This window comes from Arthrobacter sp. 05L417, assembly GCF_056397865.1.
On the sequence record NZ_JBFTOG010000003.1, the window covers coordinates 279,531 to 299,883 of the forward strand.

Annotated in this window: 16 protein-coding genes; 2 read left to right on the forward strand and 14 right to left on the reverse strand. The window is 64.7% G+C overall.

All coding sequences use genetic code 11. The annotated features are described in order from the left end of the window. Positions 1 to 10 precede the first annotated feature (10 nt). The 8 genes from AC1DJW_RS04605 to AC1DJW_RS04640 all read right to left on the reverse strand — a co-directional run bounded on the left by AC1DJW_RS04605 (position 11) and on the right by AC1DJW_RS04640 (position 7,737). Positions 11 to 2,455, reverse strand: a complete 2,445-nt coding sequence (locus tag AC1DJW_RS04605) for a beta strand repeat-containing protein (protein ID WP_459340602.1) — start codon at positions 2,453 to 2,455, stop codon at positions 11 to 13. Beyond that, positions 2,452 to 2,961: a hypothetical protein gene (locus tag AC1DJW_RS04610; RefSeq protein ID WP_459340601.1), complete on the reverse strand. Its 510-nt coding sequence runs from the start codon at positions 2,959 to 2,961 to the stop codon at positions 2,452 to 2,454. The genes AC1DJW_RS04605 and AC1DJW_RS04610 overlap by 4 nt, the downstream gene beginning before the upstream one ends. A 1-nt stretch (position 2,962) precedes the next feature. After that, positions 2,963 to 3,802 (reverse strand): COG1470 family protein, encoded by an 840-nt coding sequence (locus AC1DJW_RS04615; protein ID WP_476900823.1) that lies wholly within the window; start codon positions 3,800 to 3,802, stop codon positions 2,963 to 2,965. 86 nt (positions 3,803 to 3,888) lie between these two features. Continuing rightward, the gene (locus AC1DJW_RS04620; RefSeq protein ID WP_390279697.1) at positions 3,889 to 4,344 is read right to left on the reverse strand and encodes a hypothetical protein; all 456 of its coding nucleotides are present in this window, start codon (positions 4,342 to 4,344) and stop codon (positions 3,889 to 3,891) included. Positions 4,345 to 4,601: 257 nt separating this feature from the next. Next, positions 4,602 to 4,826 (reverse strand): hypothetical protein, encoded by a 225-nt coding sequence (locus tag AC1DJW_RS04625; RefSeq protein WP_284752548.1) that lies wholly within the window; start codon positions 4,824 to 4,826, stop codon positions 4,602 to 4,604. A gap of 53 nt (positions 4,827 to 4,879) precedes the next feature. Beyond that, positions 4,880 to 5,584, reverse strand: a complete 705-nt coding sequence (gene deoC / locus AC1DJW_RS04630; protein WP_390279699.1) for a deoxyribose-phosphate aldolase — start codon at positions 5,582 to 5,584, stop codon at positions 4,880 to 4,882. A gap of 95 nt (positions 5,585 to 5,679) precedes the next feature. Continuing rightward, positions 5,680 to 6,585 (reverse strand): FAD-dependent oxidoreductase, encoded by a 906-nt coding sequence (locus AC1DJW_RS04635; protein ID WP_476900824.1) that lies wholly within the window; start codon positions 6,583 to 6,585, stop codon positions 5,680 to 5,682. Positions 6,586 to 6,726: 141 nt separating this feature from the next. After that, positions 6,727 to 7,737: a LacI family DNA-binding transcriptional regulator gene (locus AC1DJW_RS04640; protein ID WP_459340598.1), complete on the reverse strand. Its 1,011-nt coding sequence runs from the start codon at positions 7,735 to 7,737 to the stop codon at positions 6,727 to 6,729. 133 nt (positions 7,738 to 7,870) lie between these two features. On the opposite strand from AC1DJW_RS04640, the gene AC1DJW_RS04645 reads away from it, so the two are divergent. Further along, entirely contained in the window at positions 7,871 to 9,328 is a 1,458-nt protein-coding gene (locus AC1DJW_RS04645) for a sugar porter family MFS transporter (protein ID WP_284752552.1), read from the forward strand. On the opposite strand, the gene AC1DJW_RS04650 is transcribed toward AC1DJW_RS04645, so the two are convergent. Genes AC1DJW_RS04650 through nirB form a run of 3 tightly spaced genes read right to left on the reverse strand, consistent with a single transcriptional unit; the run spans position 9,325 to position 14,183 of the window. Then, positions 9,325 to 10,485, reverse strand: a complete 1,161-nt coding sequence (locus AC1DJW_RS04650; RefSeq protein WP_459340596.1) for a uroporphyrinogen-III synthase — start codon at positions 10,483 to 10,485, stop codon at positions 9,325 to 9,327. The two genes, AC1DJW_RS04645 and AC1DJW_RS04650, sit on opposite strands and share 4 nt — an antisense overlap. A 10-nt stretch (positions 10,486 to 10,495) precedes the next feature. Then, positions 10,496 to 11,530: a uroporphyrinogen-III C-methyltransferase gene (gene cobA / locus AC1DJW_RS04655; RefSeq protein ID WP_459340595.1), complete on the reverse strand. Its 1,035-nt coding sequence runs from the start codon at positions 11,528 to 11,530 to the stop codon at positions 10,496 to 10,498. A gap of 13 nt (positions 11,531 to 11,543) precedes the next feature. Continuing rightward, on the reverse strand, positions 11,544 to 14,183 hold the full coding sequence (nirB, locus tag AC1DJW_RS04660; RefSeq protein WP_476900825.1) for a nitrite reductase large subunit NirB: 2,640 nt from the start codon (positions 14,181 to 14,183) through the stop codon (positions 11,544 to 11,546). A gap of 280 nt (positions 14,184 to 14,463) precedes the next feature. Between nirB and nirD the strand changes: the two genes are divergently transcribed. Next, positions 14,464 to 14,835 carry a nitrite reductase small subunit NirD gene (gene nirD, locus AC1DJW_RS04665; RefSeq protein ID WP_284752556.1) on the forward strand — a complete coding sequence of 124 codons (372 nt, stop codon included), beginning with the start codon at positions 14,464 to 14,466 and terminating at the stop codon, positions 14,833 to 14,835. Position 14,836: 1 nt separating this feature from the next. Here the strand turns inward: nirD and AC1DJW_RS04670 are convergent, their stop codons facing one another. From AC1DJW_RS04670 to AC1DJW_RS04680, 3 genes are all read right to left on the reverse strand, one after another. Beyond that, positions 14,837 to 16,585: a phospho-sugar mutase gene (locus tag AC1DJW_RS04670; RefSeq protein ID WP_476900826.1), complete on the reverse strand. Its 1,749-nt coding sequence runs from the start codon at positions 16,583 to 16,585 to the stop codon at positions 14,837 to 14,839. A 267-nt stretch (positions 16,586 to 16,852) separates the two neighbouring features. Beyond that, on the reverse strand, positions 16,853 to 18,508 hold the full coding sequence (locus AC1DJW_RS04675) for a glycoside hydrolase family 32 protein (RefSeq protein ID WP_476900827.1): 1,656 nt from the start codon (positions 18,506 to 18,508) through the stop codon (positions 16,853 to 16,855). 104 nt (positions 18,509 to 18,612) lie between these two features. Further along, a complete protein-coding gene (locus AC1DJW_RS04680) occupies positions 18,613 to 20,217 on the reverse strand; it encodes a glycoside hydrolase family 68 protein (RefSeq protein WP_284752559.1) in 1,605 nt (534 codons plus the stop codon). Between the last annotated feature and the right edge of the window lie 136 nt (positions 20,218 to 20,353).

The window sequence follows — 20,353 nt, forward strand, 5'->3', positions numbered from 1 at the left end:
GGACCCGACGTCAGAACCTTGACGTACCTGCTGATGTAAACGGCGTTGTGCCGAGTGGGTTCGCAGCCAGGTCGGACAGTCCAGACGGCGGGGTGTAGGACGGGGTTCCGGCAACACTCGACGCTAGAGTCCCGGTTTTGTTGGTGCCGAGGACAATCGTGAGCTTGAAGAGGGCCGGATCCCATTGAACCGAGGAAACCTTCCCGTTGCCCGAGCCCTGGAACGTTGCCGTCGCGGAGCTAACATAGTTTCCGCCCAAGGCCACGGTCCCGATGTTGAGGGAGGGACATGCACTGCTGGAGACGGTCAGAGTGTCGTTGGACCCGTTGTCATGGAGGGTGACGACGACATCGCTGTTGCTGTTCAGGACCTGAGTTCCGGTGTTATTCCAACCTGGGCAGAACTTGGTCGCATCCATGCGCTCCGAATAGGTAATGGTCACCGAGTCTAAGACGTCAGCTGTGCCAACAGTGTTGCCACCGTTCGACAGTGCAACCCCTGTCACTGTAGGCGGCACGACGTCCTTCGTGCTGCTTGCCGTACCCGCGGCGCTGACATTGCCGGCGGGGTCCGTGGCTGTTGCCGAGTAACTGATGGCACCGGGGTTGAGCGTGCCCAGGTTGAGTCCACTGATAGACCAGGTCCCCGAGCCCGTCGCGGTGACAGTCTGGCTGACGGTGTGAGTGGGGGTGCCGACATCCGTGACAGTCAGACTGACTGACGCTCCGGCGTCGGAGGTTCCGCTGACCGGGACACTGGCTACGTTGGCGCCGTTCACAAAGGCAGGAGCGTTGACCACCGGAGTAGCGGAAACCGTGTCTTTCGTGTTCGTCGCCGTAACGGTGGCGCTCACGTTTCCGGCCGCGTCGGTCGCTGTCACCTGGTAGGTGGCCGTGCCTTGGTTCAGCCCCGTGAGGTTGAGTGCAGTCGTGGACCATGCACCAGTGCCACTGGCCGTCACGGTTTGTTGCACCGTGTGCGCCGGACCGGGGTCCGTGACGCTCAGCGCAACCGATGTGCCCGGTTCGGCGGTGCCGCTGATGGGGACGTTGGCCATATTGGCGCTATTCACGAATGGTGGGACGGTGATCGACGGCAATCCGGGCGCGATCGTGTCCTTGGTTTTAGTAACCGTGGTAGTAGTCCCGGTATTGCCGGCGGCGTCCGTGGCGGTGACCGCGTACGTGACGGCGCCCTGGTTGAGGGCTGCCAGGTTGAGCCCGGTTGTGGACCATGCGCCGGTGCCGCTGGCCGTCGCTGTTTGCGTTACCGTATGGGCGGCCCCGGCGTCGGTGACGACCAGGGTTACCGCCGCGCCAGCCTCCGCTGTGCCGCTGACTGGCACGTTGGCAACGTTGGCGCTGTTGACGTACAGCGGGGCGGAGATCGTTGGGGCGGCCGGGGCCACTGTGTCCTTGATGCTGGTGACGGTTACCGTGGAGCCGGCGTTGCCTGCAGCGTCCGTGGCTTTTGCGGCATACGTGACGGTGCCTTGGTTCAGGGAGGTCAGGTCGAGGCCGGTTGCCGTCCATGCTCCGGAGCCGCTGACTGCAACTGTTCGTGCCAGCGTGTGGGCAGCACCGGGATCGGTGACAGTAAGGGTCAGAGTGGATCCGGGCTCAGCTGTGCCGCTGACCGGGACAGCGGCAACGTTGGCGCTGTTCACGTACGTGGGCACGATGATCGAAGGCGCGCCGGGTGCCACGGTATCGATCTTGATCGCAAGATTCTGGGAGGCGCAGGAGTTGCCTGCGTTGTCGGTCGCGAAGTAGGACACGACATGCGTTCCGTCGCCACTGACGGTAACGGCCGCGTTGGCGGCATTCACCGTTGTCTGGCTGCCGGAATCAACGGCGTAGGTGATCGATGCGACGCCGGAGCCGCCTGCGTTGTCCTGGGCTGTCAGGTTGACGATGACAGGGCTGCTGTTGTTGAAGCCGGACGCGTTGGGCGTCGGGGAAATGGACGCAACGGAGGCCACCGGCGGTGTGCTGTCACTGCTGACGGCGTCACTGCGAGGGCTTTCAGCGCCGGTCCAGAGTGCGATGACCGGGGTGACGGTGTAGAACCATATTCCGCCGGGGACGTTGTGTTCGGCACAACTGAGGACCGTAACGGTGCCTGCGCAGGCCCCTGTCGCAGGGGTTTTGGATCCGCCGGTGGCCGCGTTGTACCGGGCCACGGTGTAGCCGGTAACGGCCCTGCCGCCCGCCGTCGTACCAGGTGTCCAGCTCACTGAGATATCGGCGCCAGTGGCAGTGGCGGATGGCTTGCTTCCAGGCATGACGGCGTCCCCGGCGGCAGCGGCGAAGTTGCTGCTGCTGATGGACTGCCAGAACGCGTAGGCTGCCGAACCGATGCCGGACACCAGGAGGATTCCGATCAGTACCCACGGCGCACGGGTCCTAAGCCAAGCGACAGTGAGGGGCATGTGGTGCCGTGGTTTAGTGCTCATTTTCGGACCGCCAACGTGACTGGAAGGTGGAAGGTGGCACCCTGGCAGGCCGGCTGGGATGTTGTATCCATGCCCGCCGCCCCGGGGAGGGTGACCAACGCTGTCGAATTCGCGGGGATGGAAACGGACGGGCTGAGTGGACCGGGAGAGCCGGCGAAGGTGACGCCCGTAGTGGTGCAGGCAGGATGCGCGGTGTCGGCGGTGACGGGTCCGTCGCCCATGACGCTGTACACCTGGACCGGGTAGGGGTTCGGGTTGGTCACCCGAAGCACTACGTCGGCTGTCCCACCCGGGATCAGCATCGACGTCGGGGTGTCACCGGGAACGAGCGCGTCGACGGTCACCGTTTGCATGTCGCCGGTGGCAGCGGAGCCGCTGCCGGAGCCGTTCGTGGCCCAGTATGCAAACGCCGTCCCCGTACCGAGTGCCAGGGTGAGCGCGCCTGCCAGGAATGCGGCCTTGACGCCCCGGCCTCCGCTGATCTTCAGCCGTCCGTTGGAAGTCATGTCAGTTGCCCTGTCCCGTTCCGGAGTAGGAAAGCTGGAGGGTTGCGCCTTTGCAACCGTCCTGGTTGAGCGAGCTATTCAGCATCTTTATCTGGGGCCATTGAGCCGCCGGAATTCCGTTCCCGGAAAGGGAGGAATTGCCCGGCGGGGAGGCGATCGGATAGCTGCCGCTGAATTGTGTCACTGCGTAGTCCGAAGGATTGCACGGCCGGTTGTTAGCCATGGCCTGGGCAGTCCGGGTGACTCCCGTGACGGAAACAGTGAGGCCAGTGACATTGAGGCTGGAATTGCCCGGGTTCGCCAACTGGAGATCAATCGGCACGCCGTAGCCCGGCGCGAGAACTCCGGTGGGGCCGCCTGAGATGGTGAACGGCTGGTGCTGGCCGGCGGTCACCGTCAAGGAAACGACGACGACGGCGGACTGTAGCGTCCCGCTGCTGCCCTTGAGGCTCAGGGAGTAGGTTCCAAGAGGTGTGGCGGAAGTGGTGGACACGTCGAGGGTTGCTGACCCTGATCCGGGCCCGGTGGCTACGACGGCGGGAGAAAACGATGCCGTGGCACCTGCCGGCAGCCCAGTGGCCGACAACGAGACATTCCCGGTAAAGCCGCCCGAAGGCTGGACCACCACGTTGTAGCTTGCCGACGTTCCCTGAACGGCGGTCCTGTTGGTGGGTGCCAGCTGAAGCGTAATGCCTTTGGGCGGGTTTTGGGTGCCGTTGCTGTTGGCGGCGAGCACTACGCCCGATGTGAGGGTCACCAGAAGAAGGCCTGCCAGGAGCACTTTAGCTCCCGCGCGGACGGTGCGGATCGGCGATCGGAATAGCTCCGGAATGCGTGGCACCGGTTCCTCCTCTGGGTCTGTTCTGCGTGGATTCTGTGCGGACAGCACAAGCTGGTGGGCCCGTGACGGGCCCACCAGCTGGATGGCTAGAGACTTCCGACCGTGACCGTCACCGTGGCGCCCTTGCAGGAGTCTTGGCTGGCGGCGTCGTTGAGGAAGGTCAGCGTTCCGCTGCCGACGGACGTGCCGGTTGAGTTGTGTGCCACGGGCGAATTCGAGGTCGAGGCGGTAACCGTGAACCAGGAAGCGAGGCAATGCGTGGGATCGCTGGTGGATACCGTTGCGGTGAGGGCTCCCACAACTGTGTCGGTGTTGCTCGCATTGTCGGCCGTGTAGGCGACAGACGTCGAGTTGCCTGGTGCCAGGCCGGCCGCGAAGGTGGCGTGCAGGGTGACCGTTCCTCCGCCTGCCGAGTTGGCCGCCCCTCCCGACCCGGTGCCGGTGGTGGTCCAGTAGGCGAAGGCTGCTCCGCCGCTTGCTGCCACAAGGGCAACCGATGCTGCAACGGCGTAGACTTTTCCCTTTTTGCTCAATTTGCGCATGAGTGAAACTCCTTTTTGAATTGGTATTCCCCAGAACAGGCGAAGCGGCAAGGAATTCGCAATTACCAATTCTTGCTTCGATTGCCCATTCAATCGATGACCAAATGCTGGCATGCGCAGTGTTTAACTAACAACGAGTGGTGTTACCCGTTTTTCGCAGTCCAATGCGAGTGGTACTACTTGGTTTCGAAGGAGTCACACTTAAACCACTATGGCCCCGGACCGAAGTCCGGGGCCACAGCTTTTGCAGTTAGGTCTTAGCTTTCGCCAGCCGAGTTGGAGCGGCCGAGGATGGTCTGCGGGATCCAGAAGGCGAGGCCAAAGAGGACTAGGCAGACGGCCATCGGCCAGGTGTTCTCCAGCGTCAGGAAGGTCAGCGAGTAGATGGCGCCGAGGAACAGGACCATGCTGAACACAAAGAGCAGAATGCTCTGGGCCAGGGGGTTCTCTTTTTCGATGGGCTGGCTGGCGTTCTGGGACATGCTTTCCTCCTCGGCCCCGTGGGGCTCAAAAACTATGGCGGCTTCCGTGACATTCAGTACGAGGATGAACCTTGTTCACCCTTGACGATGGCAATTCCGGAGCTCGCACCGATACGTGTTGCACCAGCAGCAATCATAGCCTGTGCATCGGCCAAGGAACGTACTCCACCGGAGGCCTTGACGCCCAGCTCCGGGCCCACCGTCCTGCGCATGAGGGCAACGTCTTCCACCGTGGCGCCGCCACCGTTGAAACCGGTTGAGGTCTTGACGAAATCAGCCCCGGCCTCGACAGATGCCTCGCAAGCGAGGACCTTCTGCTCGTCATTCAGCAGGGCCGTCTCGATGATGACCTTCAGGATGGCTCCGCCGGCGTGGACCGCCTCCGCTACGGCGGTGATGTCATCCACCAACGCGCCCTTGTCCCCGGCCCGGGCCGCGGCGATGTTGATCACCATGTCGATTTCGTCCGCACCATCCAAAACGGCACCGCGTGCTTCGAAAGCCTTGACGTCGCTGGGAGTCGCGCCCAGCGGAAAGCCGACAACCGAACAAGTGAGCACTCCGGAACCTTTGAGGGCCTTCGTTACGGTCTTGACCCAAATCGGATTGACGCACACCGACTTGAACTTGTACTCCGCCGCCTCGGCACAGACTTGGCGCACCTCGGCCTCGCTGGCCTCTGGCTTGAGGAGAGTGTGGTCGATGTATGAAGCGATGCTTGCACTATTGTCCAGTGCGGTGGAGGCTTCGTTGCTCATGGAGGTCCTTCCGTGGCGGGCCCGGTGCGCCGCAAGGGTCGCGGCTCGTCAAATGACCATCTTGCCACACCGCCCGGCTGCCGTGGAGGCTCCCCTCAAGCAGCGGCGGAACGTTCGGAACGCTCGGACCGTGTGGCACTGGAAGCGCGGAGCCTGGCGTCTTCCTCAAGCCGGGAGGCGCAATGTGCCGCCGCGGCATTCGAGGACAAGACGAGCCCAAGGCGCATGCCGTCCCGGGAAGCGGCGTCGCCGATTGCCCAGATGCCGGGCACCGAAGTGGCGAAGTCGCGCCCCACCCTGATGCCGCCGTCGGGCGCTGTTTGCAGGCCGGCACTTTCAGCGAGCCCGTTGCGGGGGAGCCGTTCCTCGGCGAGCACCACAAGATCACCGTTCATGCTGCTCCCGTCTTCGAAGACGATCCCGGTAGCAGGCAGGACCGAGCCGGCGACGGAAGGCATGACGGCAGCTGGACGCAAAGTGGTACGGATGGGCCGGACTCCGCGGGCGCGGAGCACGGCCTCGGCCTGGCCGGCTGCCGGACCGGTGCCAACCAGTATCCCCAGCGGACGACGGCCCAGGACCCGGGTGATGTCCTTGACCGCGGTGCCGATCTGCTCGGCGTCGTCGATGGTGGAGTAGCTCAAGCTACGCGCAGCGCCTTGGACGGGCGGGAACATCGGGGAGGACCCGGTCGCAATGACCAGCTGATCATAGGGGAACTCGAGGCCTTCGGTGGTGGTGACCGTGCGGGTCTGGACATCGATGAAGCTCGCGGCCTGGCCGAAACGCACGGAAACCTGGGGGAGGGCGGCTATCTCCAGCAGCGCATCAGGGCAGTCGTCGCGGTTGCTCAGGACCGTGATGGTGCCGTGGAACGCTGCCGTTCCCGGCTGTCGCGACGTAGTGCTACTGCCTGCCAGTTGGCGGACCAGGGCCTGGGCTGCGGGCCCGGCTCCTGCGATGACGAGGTGGATGGAACCTGCGGACGGGGTGATGGACATGGTGGGTCCCTTCGCTGAACTGAGCTGTGGTTGATGCGCCTGTACCCAGCGTAGGCGCGGGGTTTTTCGCTGGTGTTTCCCCGCTGTTGCCATTTGCCGGTGGCCCGTTCCCTGCCGGTTACCGGCCGGTAATGAGCTGGGTCACATGGGGGCGGGTGCCGTTGAGTTTCGGACTACCAGTTCGGGCGTGAGGCGCGTGTCCGCGACGGGAGCATCGGGATTATTGAGCCGGTCCATGGCCACGGCTCCGGCGACGCTTCCCAGTTCCACTGCGTGGAGGTCCACCGACGTCAGGTCGATTCCGTGGAGCCGGCCGGTCCGTGAATTGTCGTAGCCCACGAGCGACAGGTCTCCGGGAATGGCCAGGCCCCACGCGTAGGCAGCTTCGCGTACCGCCATCGCGAACTGGTCATTGTGGGTGAAGATGGCCGTCGGGCGCTCCGCGGAGTCAAGCAGTTCAACTGCGGCACGCCGTCCGGCTTCTTGCGTGAAGTCATCGGCCGGTACGGTCCAAGGCACCCTACCGGCGTCGCGCATCGTCTTCTCATAGCTTCTGCGGCGGACCGTGTGGCCGTCATAATCGGGTCCGGCAAGATGGGCGATCCGGGTGTGTCCAAGGCTGAGGAGGTGTTCGGTGGCGGCGCGGGCGCCGGCGTCGTCGTCCGAATACACGCTGTCCACGCCGGGTACGGGCCGCGCGACACTGACGATCGGGACTATTTGGGCCAGTTCCCGCACTCGTTCGTCCGGGTCCAGCAGCGTCGCGGCGATGATGATCCCCACCCGCGCCTCGATCAGCGAGTCCACGGCTCCCGGGTCCACGCCGTCGATAGACTGGGAGACGCTCAGGATGAGCCGGTTGCGGGCCTGGGGAAGTGACATCCTTACGCCGCTGAGGATGTCCGCGTAGACCTCGTTGTGGATGTCCATCAAATAGAGCCCGACGGCGGAGCGATGCTTTCGTGCCAGGTCGGCAGCTGCCGCGTTGGGCCGGTAGCCGAGACGTTTTGCCGCGTCGAAGATGGCCTGTTTCGTCTCGCCGCTGACACCCGGAGCACCGCGGAATGCGAAGGACACGAGCGTGCGGGAGACGCCGACTTCACGAGCCACATCGCTCTGTGTTGCGGGACGGAGCTGCCGGTCAGGACCCATGCCCTCATCTTCCCATGACGGAGAAGTCTCAATTAAGTCATTTGTTAGATTGACCTTACATTTAAGTCTTTCGCGCGTTAGTCTGTTATTCAGAGCGGGTGTATGACCCGCATCACAAGACAAAGGAGTCCTGATGTCTGCTACGCAAAGCCATAGGGGAATCGGCAGCGCAGTCGCGCTTCCCCCACTGACCAACGGCCCGCATCGTAAGCGCCTTGGCCTGGTCGCCCTGATTGCCACCTTCGGTGGCCTGCTATTCGGTTACGACACGGGTGTCATCAATGGCGCCCTGAGGCCAATGACGGCCGAGCTCGGCCTCACCCCGTTCACCGAGGGCATCGTTGCCAGCTCGCTCGTTTTCGCCGCGGCGATCGGTGCGCTCTCGGGCGGGCGCATTTCCGACGGGTGGGGGCGCCGCAAGACGATCATTCTGCTGGCGGTGCTGTTCTTCGCCGGCACCGTGGTGTGCGTATTCACGCCGAGTTTCGGGGTGCTCGTCGTCGGCCGGATCCTGCTCGGTCTCGCCGTCGGGGGCGCCTCAGCGGTGGTCCCGGTGTTCCTGGCGGAGATGGCCCCGTATGAGATCCGTGGCTCCCTCGCGGGCCGCAACGAGCTCATGATCGTCGTCGGTCAGCTGGCGGCCTTCGTCGTCAATGCCATTATCGGCATCGTCTGGGGCGACATCCCCGGTGTGTGGCGCATCATGCTTGCGGTCTGCGCGTTGCCGGCGATCGCGCTGTTCTTCGGGATGCTCCGCGTGCCCGAATCGCCGCGCTGGCTCGTGGAGAAGGGTCGGCACGATGAGGCCCTCGCCGTGCTGCGGTCCGTCCGCTCGGAGGAACGTGCACTTGCGGAGCTTGGCGAGGTCGAGAACGTCGCGAAGGAGGAGCAGGAGAGCCAGCAGATCGGCTGGCGTGCGGTCTTCAGCAACAAGAACCTGTTCCGCATCCTCCTCGTGGGAATCGGCCTGGGCGTCGCCCAGCAGCTGACCGGCATCAACTCGATCATGTACTACGGCCAGACGGTGCTCGTCGAGTCGGGCTTCAACGAGAGCGGCGCGCTCATCGCGAACATCGCGCCCGGCGTGATCGCCGTGATCGGCGGCGTCATCGCTTTGACCCTGATGGACCGGATCGACCGTCGCAAGACCTTCATTCTCGGCCTGACGCTGACCACCAGCTGCCACCTGCTGATCGGGTTCGCCTCGATGATGTTGCCCGTCGGCAACCCGATCCGCCCGTACGTGATCCTCTTCCTGGTGGTTGCCTTCGTCGGGTCCATGCAGACGTTCCTGAACGTCGCGGTGTGGGTCTACCTGTCGGAGGTCTTCCCGCTGCACATGCGCGGCTTCGGTACCGGCGTCTCGATCTTCTTCCTCTGGGTCGTGAACGGTTTCCTTTCGCTGTTCTTCCCGTCGCTGGTCGCGGGCCTCGGGATCACCGGCACGTTCTTCCTCTTCGCCGTCGTCGGGGCGCTGGCACTGATCTTCGTCGTCAAGCAAGTTCCCGAAACCCGTGGCCGCACCTTGGAAGCACTTGAGGAGGACGTCACCACTGGTGCCATCTACCTCGTCCACAAGAACCAGGGCTAGACCCGCAGCCGGTAGCCCCGTTTGACCACGGTTTCCACGAGCTTTCCGTCAGGGAGCGAGGACCGCAAACGGCTCACCGTCATGTCCAGGGCGTGGACCGAGCCACGCAGTTCCAACAGGTCGGAAAGCGACTCGCGGGACAGTACTGCGCCCCCGGCTCCCAAAAGCGCGCGCAACAGGAGCAGCGGAGCCGGGGCCAGTTCCACCACGGAACCATTGATCCTCAAGCAACGACCGCGCAGCTCGATATGCCCTGAGGGAGTGTCGAGCCGGCGCACATGGTTCAGGGCCAGATGTTCGGTGACGAGACGGATGAGCGCGCCCATGCGGTAGCGGTCCGGGATGAGGGGGCTGAGCCCGGCGTCGATCAGCGGTTGTGCGGTCACGGGCCCGACGGCGGCAACAGTCACCTGGGTCTTGAGGGCCTCGATCAGTTGGCGGTACATGCCCATTTCGTGGGCTGTGCTCCACATGGCGTCTACCGCGGGCGCGCTCGTAAAGGTGAGCACATCCAAGTCTCCACTGCAGGCGGCTTCGATGAGGCGCGGCAGCTTGTCTTCGCCGTCGGGCTTTACCCAGCGGTACGGGGTGACGGTGAGGACCGTCGCGCCGGACATGCGGAGGCGCTCCAACTGGCGGACGTCGGTGTAGCCGTGCAATTGCACGGCGACGGTCTTCCCCCGGACGCCTTCCTGAAGGAGCATGTCCACGAGTGTGGCGGTGGTTTCGTCACTGCTGATTCCGACGTCGGCAAGGCCTGCCGCGCGGACCGCACCCCGGGCTTTTGGTCCCCGCACGAACATGCGGCAAGCGGCCAGGACGTCAAGAAGTTGCTCGCCGATGCCGAAGGAGTCGGCGGCCTCGCACCAGCGCCGCATGCCGTAGGCGGTGGTGGCGATGCAGATATCGGGCTTGGCCGCGATGATCGTTTTCGTGTCCTCGATGAGCGTGACGTCTTCCTGGACCGGCGCGATCTTCAACGCCGGAGCGTGCAGCACCGAAGCACCGCGCCGTTCGAGCGCCTCGATCAAGTCACGTGAACGCCTGTGCGAAGTCACTCCGATCCGGAAACCGTCCAGCGGCGCATCGTCGCTTGGTCCGGGCGCGGCCAACGGCGAGCCTGCATCGATGGAATCAAGGGCATTCAACGTAGTCATGTGTGTTCTTTCAGGCTTCAAGGAGGGAAGCCGCGAGGCGGTCCAGGTCTGCGGTGGCTTCGGTGTGATCGCGGTTGGTTTCGGCCACCCGGACCACCTCTCCGATGACCAGGACGGCCGGGTTGGTGCAGCCTGCGGCCGCGGTTTCGATGGTGCCGAGTTCGGCGATGGTGGTGCGTTGTCCGGGGCGGTAGCCGCGTTCGACGACGGCCATGGGCATCGCGGGATCCATCCCCGCCCGCCGGAGCCCGGCAGCGAGTTGGGGGAGGGTACCGATGCCCATGAGGACCACGATGGTCCCGCCGAGCCCGGCCAGGTGGGTGTGTTCCTTCTCGGTCAGCGGTGCGTGGCCGGATACCACGGTGAACATGTGGCTGACCTCGCGGTGCGTGACGGGAATGCCGGCGGCCGCCGGGACCGATATGGCGCTCGTGACGCCCGAGATGACGCGGACGGGGACGCCCGCCTGCACGCAGGCGCTGACTTCTTCGCCGCCGCGGCCGAACACGTAAGGGTCACCGCCTTTGAGCCGGACCACATTCTTGCCCGTCAGCGCGGCGTCCACCATGAGCTTTTCGATGTCGCATTGGGCGACCTTGTGGTGCCCGGGGCGCTTGCCGACATCCACCAGTTCCGCGGACGTCAGTTGCGCCAGTTCCGCGTAGGGGGCAAGCCGGTCGTAAAAGACGACGTCGGCGTCCCGCAGCGCGTTGACCGCGCCTACGGTCAGGAGGTCGAGGGTGCCGGGACCGCCGCCGACCAAGGTGACGTGCCCGGACTCGCCTGCAGCCGGTTCGCTGGTGACGGGGATCCCCGCTTCCCGGCAGCGTTCGAGCAGGGGTTCCCAGCCGGGCTGGCCGTCGTCGACGGCCGCGACCAGGAAAGGGCGTTCGGGCAGCGGGCCGTCAGAGTCGGCTCCGTCGGGGGTGCTGAGCCGATATACGACGGCGCCGGCGGCTTCGAAGCGCCGCACGGCTTGCCGCGCGGCGTGGGCAGAGCCCGTGACCAGAACATCGCGGCCTGTGAGGTCGATGGTGAGCTGCATGGCTTTGTGCTCCTTAGTCCTGGCCGCGAACGGGGATCGTGCTGGCGATGAGGACGCCGCCCTTTTCCTCGTTGGTGGCGGGGCGGATCTGGCCGCGTTCGGGGACGAAGGCGATGGCCTCGTCTTTTTGGTCGGGGGCGTTCACGAAAGAGCGGAAGCGGCGCAGGCGTTCGGGATCCTTGAGCGTCTCGGCCCATTCGTCCTGGTAGGTGTCGATATGGCGGGCCATCGCGGCTTCGAGGTCGTTGGCGATGCCGAGCGAGTCGTGGATGATGACGTCTTCGATGTGTTTGAGGCCGCCGTCGAGTTCCTCCTGCCAGCGGGCGGTGCGCTGGAGCCGGTCGGCGGTGCGGATGTAGTACATGAGGTAGCGGTCGATGTACTTGATCAGGGTGTCGTCGTCCAGGTCCTGGGCAAGGAGCTGGGCGTGGGCGGGCAGGAAGCCGCCGTTGCCGCCGACGTACAGGTTCCAGCCCTTGTCGGTGGCGATGACGCCGACGTCCTTGCCGCGGGCTTCTGCGCATTCGCGGGCGCAGCCGGACACGCCCATTTTGAGTTTGTGCGGGCTGCGCAGTCCCCGGTAGCGCAGCTCGAGGTTGATGGCCATGGCGACGGAGTCCTGGACGCCGAAGCGGCACCAGGTGGAGCCTACGCAGGATTTCACGGTGCGCAGGCTCTTGCCGTACGCCTGACCGGATTCGAAGCCGGCTTCGACGAGTTCCTTCCAGATCTCCGGGAGTTGTTCGAGGCGGGCGCCGAACATGTCGATGCGCTGGCCGCCGGTGATCTTCGTGTAGAGACCGTATTTCTCGGCAACCCGGGCGATGACACCCAGGCCCTTAGGGGTGATTTCGCCGCCGGCGATGCGGGGGACCACGGAGTAGGTACCGTCCTTTTGCATGTTAGCCAAGGCTCGGTCGTTGGTGTCCTGCAGGGTGCCGCGACCGGCACCGAGGACGTATTCGCTGTTTTGGCTGGCCAAGATGGAGGCGATGGTGGGTTTGCAGATGTCGCAGCCCGCGCCGGTGCCGTATTTGGCCAGGATGTCCTCGAAGGAGGTCAGTTCCAGGACGCGGATGGCGTCGAAGAGTTCCTGGCGGGAGAGCTCGAAGTGCTCGCACAGGGCCTTGGAGACCTCGATGCCGGACTTCTTCAGTTCCCCTTCAAGGAGTTTCTTGAGCATCGGGACGCACGAACCGCACTGGGTGCCTGCCCGCGAACACGTCTTCAGTTCGCCGAGTTCCTGGACGGGGGCGTTGCCTTCGCAGGAGCCGCAGCCGTTGATGGCATCGCGGACGCTACCTGCGGCCACGTTGTTGCAAGAGCACAGGATCGCGTCATCCGGCAGTTCGGTCTCGGGGGCGTCACCGCCACCGGCAGCGGTGAGGTAGGCGCCGGGTTCGGCGGGCAGTTCGCGGCCGAGCAGGGGGCGCAGGCTCATGTACGGGGTGGCGTCGCCGACGAAGATCCCGCCGAGCAGGGTCTTGGCGTCGTCGGTGGTGACGATCTTCTGGTAGACGCCCCGGGCCGGATCCGCGTAGACGATCTCCAGGGAGTGCTCGGTTGTGGCGAACGCGTCGCCGAAGCTGGCCACGTCGACGCCGGAAAGCTTGAGCTTGGTGGCGGTGTCGAAGCCGGGGAAGGTAGCTTGCCCGCCGTGCAGGCGGTCGGCGACGATCTCGGCCATCGTGTTCGCCGGCGCCACGAGCCCCAGGCACATCCCGCCGAAGTTCGCCACCTCACCGATCGCCCAAATGCCCGGGACCGGGGTGGCGCAATGGTCGTTGATGACCACGCCGCCCTTCTTGCCCAGTTCGAACAGCTGTTCTTTGCCAGCGGTGGGGCCGTCTGCGGTGCCTTCCGTTTCGCGGAACAGCTCATCGCGGGGACGGATGCCGATGGACGCGATAACCATGTCGGCGGGGATGACGCGGCCGTCCTTCATGAGGACGCCGGTGACCTGGCCGTCGTCGTCGGACAATACTTCGGCAGGGTAGGTTCCCGTAAGAACTTTAAGCCCCTTGGCAGTGACCAGCCGGCCCAGCGCCTGGCCGGCGCCCTCATCGAGTTGGGCGTTCATGAGCCAGCGCGAACCGTTGATGACGGTGGCCTGCGCGCCCAGCTCCATGGTGCCGGCCGCGGCTTCCAAACCGAGGAGGCCGCCGCCGATGGTCACGGTCTTCACGGTCCGGCCGAGCTTCTCCGTGAGTTCGGCGATGGCCTTGTTGATGGCCCAGACGTCGTCGAGGGTGCGGTAGACATGGGCGAGTTCGCCGCCGGGGAAGGGGAGCTGTGCCGCGTCCGAGCCGGTGGCCACCACCAGGTGGTCATAGGCGTAAGTGTTGCCGGCTGCGGTTTCCACGGACTTGGCATCGGGGTTGATCTTGACCACCCGCTCGCCCGTGCGCAGCTCCAGCGCATCATGCTCCCACATGGACATGTCGCCCAAGGTGAGGTCGTAGTCCACATCGGTCAGCGCTTTGCTCAGGGTGACCCGGTCATACGGAACGTGCGCTTCCTCGGTCAGGACCGTGACGTGCCAGCCCTCGAGACCGCGGGTATGCATCGCATCGGCAAAACGGTGGGCCGCAGGGCCCCCGCCGGCGACAACAATACGGCGCTGGTTTTCTGGGGTGGAAGTGTGTCCGGTCACTGGTGGCCTTTCGCATACGCCGCAGAACGTGCTCCGCAACTTGTCACTTCAGACTACGGACGGGCAGTTTCTCTTCAGTTTCCCCTTTGTTTCGTGGTCTTAACTTCTGGGTCACGATTGGATGTCGGCACCTGTGAGGTCTCTTTTACGCACCGGACACATTGACTGCGTTCCGGTGAAACACTCCCCGCCTACCTTGAAGGTATGGCCGCTGGGCGGCCAACGCCTGAAAGGAAAGGACAGCATTTGTCCGGCTGCAGGCATAGCGAGAGGGGTTGACATGACCGTCATTCTGGAACGGGAAGAACAACTGACGAGCGCGCCGACCGCGTCCAGCTGGCACCGTGTATGCCCGTTGGACGAACTTGAGCCGGCTTGGGGCGAGGCAGCGTTGATCGACGGCGTGCAAGTGGCGATTTTCCGCCTCGATGCCGACAATGTCTACGCAGTCGCCCAGCAGGACCCCGCAACCCTGGCCAATGTCATGGCCCGCGGGATCACCGGTTCCCGGGGATCACGCCCCACCATCGCCTCCCCGTTGCACAAGGAGGTCTACGACCTGCAGACCGGTGAGTGCTATTCCAACCCCGGGCTCCGGCTTCCGGCATTCAGGACCCGCATGGTTGACGGCTTCATCGAAGTCGAACTCTAGCTCAGAGCCCCAGCGCCTCGCGGACGTCCGCGAGTATGTGGTCCAAAATGGTTCGCGCGGCGTGCCGGGTTTCTGCGAGTTCCGCCGCGGAACCGACCGACTTGATGACCTCCAGGTAGCACTTGAGCTTTGGCTCGGTGCCACTGGGCCGGATGATGACGCGGCTTAGGTCCTTGGTCAGGTAGAGGAGACCGTCCGTTGGCGGCAGTTGCTCGCTTCCCTCGGCCAAATCCACAAAGGTCTCGATGGCGGATCCGCCAAAGGACTCCGGCGGATCGGCCCGAAGCCGGTTCATCATCGCGTCCAGCAAACCAAGGTCCGCCACGCGGATGCTGAGTTGGTCACTCGCGTGCAGGCCGTGCACCAGGTAGATCTCGTCCAGGGTGTCGAAGATCGTCTTTCCTTCGGCCTTGGCCGCCGCCGCTAGTTCGGCGATGAGCAAGGAGGCGGAAATGCCATCCTTGTCCCTGACAAGTTCGGGCGCAACGCAGTAGCCCAGGGCTTCCTCGTAGCCGTACACAAGCCCCGGCACCCGGGAAATCCACTTGAATCCCGTCAGCGTTTCTTCATGGGCGAAGCCGGCCGCCGCCGCAATGCGGGAAAGCAGCCGGGACGAGACGATCGAGTTGGCAAAAACGCCGCGTGTCGTATCTCCTTGCCGCGTATCCGCGGCGTGCCGGGCCACCACATGCGCCCCAAGCAGGGCGCCCACTTCGTCGCCCCGCAACATCCGCCAAGCACCCGTATCAGGGTCCTTTGCCGCCACAGCCGCGCGGTCGGCGTCGGGGTCGTTGGCCAGCACGATGTCGGCACCCAGGCGCGCCGCTGCCGCCAAAGCCAGGTCCAGTGCGCCGGGCTCTTCCGGGTTGGGGAAATTGACCGTGGGAAAGTCCGGATCCGGCGCTGCCTGCTCTTCCACGAGCGAGACGTCCGTGAAGCCTGCCGCATTCAGCACCGACACCGCCGTCTCGCCGCCCACGCCATGCATTGGAGTCAAAACGATCTTCAGCTCACGGGCCGGGAAATTCCCGACGTCGGCGAGGCCGGCCATCGCGGCCTCATACTCGCCGGTAATGGAAACAGGCATCTCAGTCCAGCCGGACCCGGCCAGTTCGATGGAATCCAAGGGGCCCACGGCTTCGATGCTTGCGGCGATCTGCGAATCGTAGGGTGCCACGATCTGGGATCCCCGGCCGCTTTCCTCCACGGCCCGGCCGCCTAGGTACACCTTGTATCCGTTGTCCTGCGGTGGGTTATGGCTCGCCGTGACCATGACACCGCCGTCGCAATCAAGGGCGCGGACGGCGTAAGCCAGCAGGGGGGTCGGAAGGGCCGAAGGCATCAGGAACGTGTCGATTCCCGCGGCTGTGAAGATGGCTGCGGACTCTCGTGCGAAGACGTCCGAGTTGTGCCTCGCGTCATAGCCGACGACGGCGCGCGGCCGCGTTCCCGGGGAAGCCGCCCCAACGGCGTCCTTGAGGAAGGCGGCCAAACCTGCTGCTGCCCGCCGCACCACCACGCGGTTCATCCTGTTGGGACCAGGACCGAGGGCGGCGCGGAGTCCCGCGGTACCGAACTGCAGTGTTCCACTGAAGCTGTCTTCAAGCTGTTGACGGGCTGCAGCGACGCCGCTGGAGGCGAGGCCGGCCAGTTCGGACAGCGCTGCCGCGGTGACCGGGTCCGGGTCCTGGGCAGCCCATTCGCCGGCGTCGGATATCAGCTTTTCAAATTCGGCATCGCTCGATGTCATAGGGATAAAGCTATCGTCAAAGAGAATGAATGCCGAGGTCAAGGGCTATGTCAGCCGTCACAGTATGGTGGCCCCATCCCAACTGACTAGCATTAGTTGTCGTTATGAGGCGTCTAAACGACAACTAGTGCGGGGGCCCACGCCGCCAGGGTTCCTTGGCCGTGGGGCCACACCGGCGAGGGCCCCGGCCTGAGCTTGCGAAGGCTGGGAGCCGGTGGGGACTTGCGAGGCGAGGGTGGCGGTGGGGATTAGTTGGGTTCCCCGGCGTCAGGGTTGCTGCCGCGTGCTGGTGAGTACGAAGCTCGCCGCGCAGCCTGCGCTGAAGGCGGCCGCGCCCGTGTTGCCCCAATGCGGGAAGAAGATGTCCGAGATAACCGCCGCTCCGTCGCCCGTGAAGACCTCCACGGATGAGGAATCCAGGAGGATACGCAGGCGGACCTTGCCGTCCTTCATAGGCACGAAGACTTGATGGTAGGGGCTGAATTTCGGCGAGAAGTTGGAGGTTCCGGCCGCCGAACGGTCCACTTTCAGGGTTTCGCTTGCGCGGTTGTACGAGATGCGGAGGCCTGCCTTCCCGTCCGCCGAAGCCCGCAGCACCAATCCGGCCTCAGCTGCGCCCGAAACGTCCATTTCGGCGTCGATCAGCTGGGTTCGGGCCCCGAAATCGCTGCCCAGGGGCTCCGTGGAGTCGGTGACGGTGAGGTTTTTGCCATGTACTTCACTGGTCTTGGTGTTCGTGAGCGCGTTCGCGGCAGCCTGGGCGATGGTCGAATGGATCTCGAAACGGCTTCCCGCGGCCACGAGGGTGAGCTGGCGGGGGATGGCCATGGACCCGCGCCACGGGGTGCTCGGGACGGCTTGCGCATAGTCCCAGTTCCCCATCCAGCCCAGAAGCACCGGCTTTCCACCAGGAGCCGCGGTGATGGTGTTGGCCGCATAGAAGTCCGCTCCATGGTCCAGCCACTGTGACTTCGTCAGCGGGTCGCCCGGCTTTGCAGCGTTTTCCGCCGTGAACCGTGTGCCGTCGAAATCGCCCACGAAGTACTGCATGCCGGAGCCTCCCGCGATGCCTCCCGGGTTGATGCTCAGGATCATGACCCACTTCTTCAGGCCGTTGCCGCCGTCGACGTCCATCTGGAGCAGCTCGGGAACTTCCCAGAGCCCGCCCTGGGCGCCCACTCCCGAGAAGTCGCTGAGGAAGTTCCAGTGCAGCAGGTCGGTGGATTTGAAGAGTTTTACCACCTGGGCGTCAGCAACCACCGTGGTCATGACCCAGTATTTGCCGGGCTCGTACCAGGTGATCTTCGGATCCCGGAAGTTGTTCGACGCGGGCTGCAAGCTGAGTACCGGGTTGCCTTTGTACTTGGTCCAGGACTTCCCGTGGTCCAGGCTGTAGGCCACGGACTGGGCCTGGCTGCCCTTGGGCAGCGCCCCGCCGTCGCCGTATGAGCTGGTGTAGAGGGCTACCAGCGGCGGGTTTTCAGCGCTGCCCAGGCCGGAGGCGTTCTTGCTGTCCGGAACGATGGCGCCGGAAAAGATTTCCTCGCTGGCGGAGCCTTCCATGGCTACCGGCTGTTGGGTCCAGTGCACCAGATCCGTGCTGGTGGAGTGGCCCCACGACATGTCTCCCCAGAAGTTGCCGTGCGGATTGTGCTGGTAGAACGCGTGGTAAGTGCCGTTTTCGTAGACGAGTCCGTTGGGATCGTTGATCCAGTTTTGCGACGCCGTGAGGTGCGCGGCGGGCCGCCACGGGTCCGATTCGGATGGTGCGGGGGCAGCCATCCCGACGGCGGTGCCGCCGGCGGATGGCGACGCGTCCGGCGTCGGGGTGCAGGAACTCGCGAACACCGCCAGGACGACGGCGACGGCGGCGAGTACCGCCCTGCGAGCGGGCCGGAACGGGTGTTGGGGAGAGTGGAGCATGGGACTTCCTGGGTTGTGGAGCGGGGCGCCCGGGTGAACCGGGCGCCCCATGTTGCCGGGCAGGCAGCGAATCCTCTGCCTGCCCAGCTGGTTTTGACTGTGGCCTACTTGTAGAGGCCTTCCCCGCCGACGCGGACGTTGGTGGGGAGGTAGCCGAACGGGCCGAGGCCGTTCTTGCCGAAGCTGCGGTCCACCTGCGTGACGCCACCGGCGAAGTTGATCTTTACCGTGGGGGAGAGGGACCCTCCACGGACGCCGTCAACGTTGTCGATGAAGGACTGCACCAGGCCGCCCGGCTGCACGTAGTGCGAGTAGGCCTGGAACTGGCGGCCGTTCTGCTGTGCCGACTGGGTGCCGCTCGGGTTGTTCGCCGGCAGGTTCAAGTCGGTCGGCGAGCCGAGGGCGAGGCCCGAGCTGTTCACCGGCTGGAAGTCCGAACGGACACCGTTGCCAACAAAGCCGTAGACGCCGTCGGGACCACGCATGCCATCGGCGTACGTGAACTGGTGGCTGATGGTGAACAGGTAGTACTTGTTCTGGCCGTTTTCATTCTGGATGAAGATCTGCGGGCGCTCGGTCTGGTCGTTGACGCAGTTGGCGGACAGGATCGGCGGCAGGAAGTGCCACTGGGTCAGGTCCTTGTTGTCCGCGACGGCCAGGCCGACACTCGCGGTCTGGAACCAGGAACCAGTGGTGGTGTTGACCGTATTCGTGTTTTCGGCGTGGGGATCGCCGGGGCGGTAGCCAAGGTCAGCGTCCGTGCACTTGTACTCGCCGCGGTTTCCGGCGGTGTTGCCTTCGAAAACCATGTACGTCTTGCCCGGGTGCGCCGGGTCTTCGAAGGTGTACGGGTCACGGAAGGCAAAGCCGGCGTTCTGGGCCTTGGTCTGGTACAGCTTTCCGTCCGGCTCGAGCAGCTTGGTGTGCTGGAAGCCGTCGAAGGTCACACCGTTCTGGTCGGCGTGGATGTTGCCGAGGGCCTTGGCGATGACTGCGTCGGGAGCGATCCCGCCGCCGCCCGCGTTGCGCTCTGCACGGTCGTAGAACGTGGTGGCCGTGTAGAACACGTTGACGTGGTCACCCTGCATGAGGCGGGTGGAACCGGACCATTCGGTGTTGCCGATCGAGGTGTTGTCCAGGAACAAGTGTCCGCCGTAGTTCCACTTGTCCTTCGCGGGGTCTGCGTTGGTCTTGCGGAAGAAGTAGCCGATGCGGGCATTCCAGTGGCGCTGGTCGAAGCCGTAGCCCGCGTGGCGATCGGCGACGAGGGAGAAGATAACGTCCCAGCCCTTGTAGCTGATCTGGTTGGCGTTCTGGTCGGTCAGCGACCACGTGTCCCAGACCCAGACGTCGTCGTTCATGGCGGGGAAATCCTTGGGGATTTCCGGCATGGTGACGTTGGGGCTCATGGAGTTCTGGCCGGGGGCCACGTTCGGATTGCTCTGGGCCATGATCTGCTTGGCATCCGCCCGCGTCCATTTGGACGTGAAGGCTGCTGCAGGGTCAAAGGCCTCTTGCGTGTGGACCGTCGGCAGCGGGAATCCCGGCGTCGGGGCCGGCATTGTGGTGGCCGGCTTGTCGGCAGGCAGGTTTGCCTGGGCTGCCGGCGATGCCATGAGCACCGTGGCAGCCACGCCGGCAGCGGCCGCAAAGGCGGCCGCCGACCGCAGGCGTCGGCGTGGCCTGTTGGGGGTTGAGTGAGATTTCATGCTTGCTCTTCTCGCGGAGGTTGGACTACGTGGAATGGGCGCAAGCCCTGGTCCGAACTCCGGCGTTCCCGGTAACACCAATGGCGTCGTCAGGAACGCCATCGTGTCGGGTGGATGGGGGATTCTTAGGAAGCCC